General features: G+C 40.5%; 7 protein-coding genes. 2 read left to right on the top strand and 5 right to left on the bottom strand.

Going from position 1 to position 8,156, the window contains the following annotated elements; translation table 11 throughout:
* Nucleotides 1–274: 274 nt before the first annotated feature.
* On the bottom strand, nucleotides 275–1,084 hold the full coding sequence (locus H5201_RS02945; protein ID WP_182767445.1) for a sulfite exporter TauE/SafE family protein: 810 nt from the start codon (nucleotides 1,082–1,084) through the stop codon (nucleotides 275–277).
* Nucleotides 1,085–1,595: 511 nt separating this feature from the next.
* Here H5201_RS02945 and H5201_RS02940 point away from each other — a divergent pair.
* Together H5201_RS02940 and H5201_RS02935 are read left to right on the top strand one after the other, a co-directional pair.
* On the top strand, nucleotides 1,596–2,570 hold the full coding sequence (locus H5201_RS02940; RefSeq protein ID WP_182717840.1) for a DUF1852 domain-containing protein: 975 nt from the start codon (nucleotides 1,596–1,598) through the stop codon (nucleotides 2,568–2,570).
* Between the two features lie 68 nt (nucleotides 2,571–2,638).
* On the top strand, nucleotides 2,639–3,688 hold the full coding sequence (locus H5201_RS02935) for a methionine synthase (RefSeq protein ID WP_182783679.1): 1,050 nt from the start codon (nucleotides 2,639–2,641) through the stop codon (nucleotides 3,686–3,688).
* A gap of 102 nt (nucleotides 3,689–3,790) precedes the next feature.
* Here H5201_RS02935 and H5201_RS02930 read toward each other — a convergent pair whose 3' ends face one another.
* The 4 genes from H5201_RS02930 to H5201_RS02915 all read right to left on the bottom strand — a co-directional run bounded on the left by H5201_RS02930 (nucleotide 3,791) and on the right by H5201_RS02915 (nucleotide 8,093).
* Nucleotides 3,791–4,222 (bottom strand): DUF3859 domain-containing protein, encoded by a 432-nt coding sequence (locus H5201_RS02930; RefSeq protein ID WP_145233930.1) that lies wholly within the window; start codon nucleotides 4,220–4,222, stop codon nucleotides 3,791–3,793.
* Between the two features lie 49 nt (nucleotides 4,223–4,271).
* On the bottom strand, nucleotides 4,272–6,095 hold the full coding sequence (locus H5201_RS02925) for a protein kinase domain-containing protein (RefSeq protein ID WP_182783677.1): 1,824 nt from the start codon (nucleotides 6,093–6,095) through the stop codon (nucleotides 4,272–4,274).
* A gap of 321 nt (nucleotides 6,096–6,416) precedes the next feature.
* Nucleotides 6,417–7,343, bottom strand: coding sequence for an electron transfer flavoprotein subunit alpha/FixB family protein (locus tag H5201_RS02920; RefSeq protein WP_182783675.1), 927 nt, complete (start codon nucleotides 7,341–7,343; stop codon nucleotides 6,417–6,419).
* The gene (locus H5201_RS02915; RefSeq protein WP_182783673.1) at nucleotides 7,344–8,093 is read right to left on the bottom strand and encodes an electron transfer flavoprotein subunit beta/FixA family protein; all 750 of its coding nucleotides are present in this window, start codon (nucleotides 8,091–8,093) and stop codon (nucleotides 7,344–7,346) included.
* Nucleotides 8,094–8,156: the final 63 nt, after the last annotated feature.

Genomic DNA, 8,156 nt, shown 5'->3' with positions numbered 1-8,156 from the left:
AAAATGTTTTAATAATTAAGCTGGCAGTGCCAGCTTTTTTGCGCTTATACGGATACTTTTCATAAATGTTCTAATGTACTTTCATTTAAAAAACGACTTAGCTTTCTCAGATTTAAATCCTCATTTATTTCTCATTCTTTTCTCTTTGTGCAATAAAATTTTAGTGAATTATTCACAAAGGTATTAAGGTTCTCTGCGCTTAAAGAGCTAGCCACGCAAATAGAACCGATTTGATTAATTATTGGCTAACCTTATCACTGCAGTGCCCTTCCTTTTAATACATAATCATTTTGACAGCGGTTACTAGCAACAATGCGGCGAAGATTTTTTTGACTAACGTGACTGGCAAGTGATGGGTGGCTTTGGCGCCTAACGGGGCGGTAAACCAGGATGTGCAAATAATACCGAATAACGCTGGTAAATACACAAATCCAGCAAATCCATCTTCTAGTGCAAAATGGCCGCTGCCTGAGCTGATGTAACCAATTGAACCAAATAATGCGATAACAATGCCGCATGCGGATGCACACCCTATGGCTTTTTTCATATCGACTGAGAAAAACGTTAACAATGGTACCAAAAGCGCGCCTCCGCCAATACCGATCATCGCAGACAAGCCGCCGGTGATCGTGGTCATAATGGTTAACACACTTTTATTGGGCATGCCACGCTCAACCGATGGCTCACGCTTGTTACTTACAAACATCTTTATCGCAATAAGTACCACTGTGATAGCAAACACTAAGCGAACAACCTGCTCAGGTAATAGTGCCGCTATAAAGCCACTGATAAGCGCCCCCAGTGCAACGCCCGTCATTACCCAAGGAGCAAGAGTCCATGGAACATTGCCATTTTTATGATGTGCGATTGCGGAAGACGTTGATGTAAATAATATTGATGCTAATGACGTTGCAATTGCGGCAATAACGACTTGCTCAGCTGGTAGAATTTCAAAATGCAGTAAAATAATACTCAACACAGGAACAATAACCAACCCGCCCCCAATACCTAGCAGCCCTGCTAAAAAACCTACGCCACAGCCAAGTAAGGCGCAGTATAAAATCAACATTATCAATTCACTCATTGCGTTATCTCTTATTATAATTTGGGAGCACTCATGCTAAATGAATGCGGTTCTATTTCCTATTGAGCTGCTATCACTCACCATATTGGCCGCGAGTATATCAATATAACTGATGTCTATTGATATATTTGGCTAAATTAAGCCCTGAATAATCCTCATGTTTTAGATGAAATAAATACAACTTACACATCTAGAAGTCTAAATGTCTGTAGGGCCAAGTTGAAACTCTTTTTTTTCAAGTGCCACTTCAGATAATTTATAGCTAATGGCGTGCAATATTATTAGTTGATGAATACAGCTCATGTTTTAGGTGAAATTAAACCGTTTTTATTCATGTATCGATCCACGTATAAATAGCTCAACTCTTAGAGGCACACAGTTTTACAGCGGTTTTAATTAAGCCATCAGGCACAAAAACTGTGAACATCACTTACGAGATCAGTAACGTTAATCCGCTCAAGAGCACAGCATAAACGCAGGTTTTAAATCAGATAATTGGATATAGATCACTATGACTAAAGATTTCACATTTACTATTAAGAGTATTTGTCTCGATGAAAATTATCATCCAGCAGCTAATACACGTATCACTACCAATTTTGCAAACTTGGCCAGAGGCAGTTATCGCCAAGCAAACTTACGCAACGCCTTAAAAATGATCGATAACCGTTTTAATGCCTTGGCGCAGTGGGATAACCCAAAAGCGGATCGTTATTCTGTAGAGCTTGAAATCATCTCTGTTGATATGGATATTGCTGGCAGTGGTAATAGCTTTCCATCGATTGAAATATTGAAAACAAATATTGTTGATCATCACACTAACAAACGCATTGAAGGCATTGTAGGAAATAATTTTTCCTCCTATGTGCGCGACTATGATTTTAGTGTATTACTGCAAGAACATAATAAAGATCAGCCTAAATTTAGTATTCCTGATAACTTTGGCGAGCTGCATGGCAAACTATTTAAATATTTTATTAGTTCTGACAGCTACAAAAAGCACTTTAAAAAGCCGCCAGTAATATGCCTAAGTGTTTCGGATAACAAGACCTATCATCGTACTGAAAATCAGCACCCTGCGTTAGGTGTTGAATATCAGCCAAATGAACCGTCTTTGACTGAGCAATATTTCAAAAAAATGGGCTTGCAGGTGCGTTATTTTATGCCGCCAAATAGTGTAGCGCCCTTAGCCTTTTATTTTGTTGGTGATTTGCTAAATGATTACACTCATCTTGAGCTTATTAGCACTATTAGCACTATGGAGACATTTCAAAAAATCTACCGACCAGAGATCTATAATGCCAATGCGACTGCGGGGAAATCATATCAACCAAATTTGAAGAACCTAGATCATTCACTCACGCAAATTGTTTATGACCGTGAAGAGCGCAGTAAATTGGCGAATGAACAGGGGAAATTTGCTGAGCAGCACTTCATCAAGCCATATCAAACAGTGCTTGAGCAATGGTCTGCTAATTACGCGTAATAGCGAGTTCAATCGTTAGATTCAATCGCAACTTAAAAAGTTAACCCAAATAAATGGCATTATTTATTATGAAAACATCTATTAGCAAAACAATATTACCGACTTCAACTGCAGGCAGCTTACCTAAACCTTCATGGCTTGCAGAGCCAGAGACTCTTTGGTCACCTTGGAAACTTCAAGGTGATGAATTAATTGACGGCAAACACGATGCATTACGGATCTCTCTGCAAGAGCAACAACGCGCAGGTATTGATATTGTCAGTGATGGCGAGCAAACACGCCAACACTTTGTTACCACATTTATTGAGCACCTTAACGGTGTAGATTTTGAAAACCGTAAAACGGTGAGAATTCGTGACCGCTATGATGCCAGTGTACCGACAGTCATTGGACCTGTTAGTCGTATAAAACCGGTTTTTGTTGATGATGCTAAGTTTTTACGCAGCCAAACCAAACAACCGATCAAATGGGCGCTACCAGGTCCTATGACTATGATAGATACACTTTATGATGACCATTATAAAAACCGCGAACAGCTCGCTTGGGAATTTGCCAAAATTCTTAATCAAGAAGCCAAAGAACTAGAAGCTGCGGGGGTTGATATCATTCAATTTGATGAGCCTGCATTTAACGTGTTTTTTGATGAGGTAAATGATTGGGGAATTGCGTGTTTAGAAAGAGCCATTGAAGGCCTTCAATGCGAAACGGCCGTGCATATTTGTTATGGTTATGGCATCAAAGCCAATACAGATTGGAAAAAAACGTTAGGCTCAGAATGGCGACAATACGAAGAAGCATTTCCAAAACTGCAGCAATCTAATATTGATATTATCTCATTAGAATGCCACAACTCGCACGTACCAATGGAACTACTTGAACTTATTCGCGGTAAAAAAGTAATGGTAGGTGCCATTGACGTTGCCACCAATACCATAGAAACACCAGAGGAAGTGGCAAATACGCTACGTAAAGCACTGCAGTTTGTCGATGCTGACAAGCTCTACCCGTGTACTAACTGTGGTATGGCCCCCCTACCTCGCGCAGTTGCAAGAGGTAAGCTCAATGCGTTAACCGCTGGCGCAGAGATTATTAGAAAAGAGCTGGCTCAAAGTAATTAAAATCTAATTTATTTCATGAGGTGGAGTAACCACCTCGTCCTAATTTATTTTCAACAATTACACTTACTACAAATACAATAAGCCTATATACACATAAAGTATTTAATACCCGCGCTTTTGCCAAAACTCAATTTCTGACATGGACTCTTGTTCAAACACTGAAAATGTTTTATCGGCAATCAGTTTACCGTTTAGCTCTATGGTCATGCGCCAGTCACCTATTTTATTGCTGATAGGTTGCCACAAGGTATCACCTAAGTAAAAGTGCCAGTCATTGTCTTTAACGTATTCAAAGCCGTCAAATGGTGGCATTACCTCACCATCAGCATCCGGTATGTCAGGATGATAAATACAATAATGAAGCTTTTCGCCTTTGGCTTTTTTAATATTAATGATAAAACCAAACTCCACATCGAGTTGTGCGGGTACTTTTGTGGTAAATGCTTGAATTTGCGGTAAGGCTTTTGATGATGAGTCCCACTTTGTATAAATACCGAAGCTTTGCATAGTGATTACGGGCTTAGTTTTTGCCATTATTTATCCTTTTTTTGATGCATTAGTTTAACGTATTTATACGGCAAAATTAAGCGCCAAAACGTTTAGGATCTTTAGGATAGAAAAAATCAGGCTGGCGATCACACAAGGCAAACTCACGGGTATTTTTGTAAGGTAGTTTCATAAACCCGGCAACCCCCACATCAGTAATGCTCACCGCATATTGCATCAACTTATTAAGCAAGCGCTTAAACTGTGCTTCTTTAGTGCCATCTAACAAACGATAGTAATGATGTATTTTCATTCTATCTGGTAAAGCTTCAAAAATAATGCAGCCGGTATGATGTATTTGGTTTAACTCAAATACGCATTTGATCACTTTTTTAGGTAGCTGCAGTTGCTCGTCCGGATCTTTACCGTCTTCAAAATACGAATGTGGTCGGGTGACTTCTGAGCTTTTTAAATTCATTATCTCATAGTCAAGCTCTGGAAGTTGTTCAAACTTAAATGCACCGGTGCCATCACGCTCCAGTTGAATGGTCTTTCTGGCATCAAATAAACAACACTTAAATAAGCCTTTTTGATGAATGCCTTGTGCCAACATCACGGTATTATTAACCGCTTGGGTAAAAGCATGGCCTAAACTTTCATCATGCATGATCAGTGATGATTCAACGAACAGTGATTCTTCTTTCCAATGAAAGCTTAAGCCCCCTACTACTGGGTATTTCGCTAATCGGCTGATAGAGGCTAAAAATGCTTTTTCAGTATCGCCGGTATCAAACAGGAATTCTTTATAATACCGGTCCAATTGAGCGTCATTTACATCAAGCAGTTGTTGATTGTGGTCGGCTTGGCGTAAAAATTGTTTACGTGAACTATAAACCACAGTATCAGGTAGTTCGTCATCGTTACCAAACCAAAATGGAATATTGGCTCGCACATCTTCAGCTAAATTGAGCTCTGGTAAATATGCTTTTGCCATAGCAGGCATATTACGCATAAAGTAATCACCCGCCCCGTCTCTTGTAATTTTATTTTTAGAGAGCATACCGTCAATCACTTTTGCAAGCTCCATAGGGAGCCCTAGTGAACTGGCTGGGATCACTTGCGCGCCAAATCGGCATGACTGTGCAGAAGCCAGTGCGTATAAGGTGGACGCCACGCCTTGCTCATCAAAACGCGGCGATGATTTAGCACCTGACATTTGCTCATCACCAATAAAATACACATCCCCCATCCGCGCATTGGTGGTACTTAAATCGCCAGACATTAAATCCATAAAGTTACTGGTGATTGGCTCGCCATTACTGTCTATTTGGGCATACACAGAGCTGCCCCAGTCCACCAGCGATAAGCCTTGGGTATGTTCATCCCACACTAGATTAGAGGGCTTGATATCGCCATGCACAATCGGTTGTGGCGTTATGCCATTTTGCTGAGTGCGTAGGTCTATTAATACATTACGTAGTTTTAGCGCTAAACTGGTGATTGCTGCGGCGCTAAAGCGGCCTTTTTTAAGTGATACTTTTTCTAAGTCTTCGCCTAGCGCGCGGGCCATCATTAAAATGCCCTGCTTTTTTATCCGTTCAAAAGCATAAAACTTAGGCACTAATGGGTTATCAACTTGCGAGAGCATATACGCTTCGTCCTCAAGTCGATCACGTACACTTTGCGCCAAGGTGATACGTGAAAATTTAAACACCCAAGGAAGTTTACGCTCATCTAAACCCGCAAATACAAATCCAAAAGCACCCGAGCCAATCATTTCAACCTGGCTGTAGCCTAAATTAGTGAGTTGCTTAATACAGATATTCAACCATTGGCGGTGTTTTTTGGCGTCATGGTGCGAAAGCAAATAGACCGACTGCTCTTCATTGATATAAAAATTGCGGATTGCTTTGGTTTTCACTGCGAAGTCTCAACGTATTCTAAAAAATGTAAGGGATAAGGGTGAAGCTAGCTTATTGATTATTAATTTTTTAGTTCTAAATTTCTAGTCATTTAGCCTCAGCTTAGCGTGTCCTGACATTTTGCGCAAAAAAAGTGTAAAAAGGCAATCTGTGTTAAAAAAATAATGCACCCAACTCACTAAACGACAAGTGATACTCCTTTTTCATGGTAATTGCTTAGTTAGATATTACAGACTTTCTGATTGGTAAAATAAAAGAAAAAAAGCCGCGTGATCAGCGAACTGATCACAACAGCTTTTAACAACCAGAATCGTTATAAATTAGAGTGCTTGTTCAAGCTCTGGTAGCACATCAAATAAATCCGCAACAAGGCCATAGTCTGCAACTTGAAAAATAGGCGCATCGGGATCTTTATTGATTGCAACAATCACTTTTGAATCTTTCATGCCTGCTAAATGCTGAATTGCGCCACTAATACCTACAGCAATATATAAGTTAGGCGCAACGATCTTACCGGTTTGACCCACTTGCATATCGTTTGGTACAAAGCCGGCGTCAACCGCAGCACGAGACGCACCAATTGCCGCGCCTAGTTTATCGGCAATACCATTAAGTAATGAAAAGTTCTCGCCATTTTGCATACCGCGTCCACCTGATATAACCACCTGCGCAGCAGTTAACTCTGGGCGCTCAGATTCGGTTTGCTCAACACTTACAAATGCGCTTAATTCACTGCTAAACACAGAATCAACAACACGACTCTCAGCGGGAGCTTGCTCACCTTGCAGATCAAAGCTACTTGCACGAACGGTGATCACTTTTTTGCTATCCAGTGATTTTACAGTTGCGATGGCATTACCTGCATAGATTGGACGTTTAAATGTATCAGCGTCAACCACATCAATGATTTCTGAAATTTGTGCAACATCAAGTAATGCGGCAACACGTGGCATGAAATTTTTGCCCGTTGTAGTGGCACTAGCAACAAGATGCGAATAATCTGGCGCAAGCAATAACACTAAATCTGCGATGTTTTCAGCTAACTGATGCGCATACTCACTATGATCAGCCACCAGCACGGTGTTTACACCTGCAATACTGGCCACTATTTCACTCATTGGTGCTACGTTTTCACCAGCAATTAGTACATCAACAGCAAAACCAAGCTTTAATGCTGCGTTTATGGTTTTAGAAGTTTCAGGCTTTAAACTGCCATTGTCATGATCTGCTATAACTAATGTTTTCATTTAAATCACCTTCGCTTGTGTTTTTAATAAATCAACTAACTGGGCTACATCATCAACAATGATACCGCCACTGCGTTTTTCCGGTTCATGTACCGCAACAAGTTCGATACGCGGGGTTAAGTCTACACCTAAGCTATCAGCTGCAATTACCTCAAGTGGTTTACGTTTGGCTTTCATAATATTTGGCAATGATGCATAACGGGGTTCATTCAAACGTAAGTCTGTTGTGACTACGGCCGGTAACTTTAATGCCACTGTTTGTAAACCGCCATCAACTTCACGCGTCACATTAACAGTGCCATTTGCTATGTCGACCTTTGATGCAAACGTACCTTGCCCGCGCCCAGTAAGAGCCGCCAGCATTTGACCTGTTTGATTGTTATCTGAATCAATCGACTGTTTACCTAAAATCACCAGTTCAGGGGCTTCTTGCTCGACGATTTTAGCAAGCAGCTTTGCAACGTGCAGTGATTCTAATTTTTCGTCAGTCTCAATATGAATCGCTTTATCGGCGCCCAGTGCCAGAGCTGTACGTAATTGTTCTTGAGATGCTTTAGCACCAATGGTTACAGCAATCACTTCAGTGGCAGTGCCCGCCTCTTTTAAGCGGATAGCTTCTTCAATGGCAATTTCGCAAAATGGGTTAAGTGCCATTTTCACATTAGTTAGATCAACGTCGCTATTATCTGCTTTAACGCGTGCTTTTACGTTGTAGTCGATAACTCTTTTTATTGGAACGAGAACTTTCATAGGAACTCCATAATTATTTAAACCTACAAGCTAACGTGTACGTCAACCTATTTATTTTATGAA

Source organism: Pseudoalteromonas sp. SG43-6 (genome assembly GCF_014164365.1).
Taxonomy (GTDB): domain Bacteria; phylum Pseudomonadota; class Gammaproteobacteria; order Enterobacterales; family Alteromonadaceae; genus Pseudoalteromonas; species Pseudoalteromonas rhizosphaerae.
The sequence above is the reverse complement of the archived record's forward strand: the minus strand, read 5'-3'. Positions and strand labels throughout refer to the sequence as shown.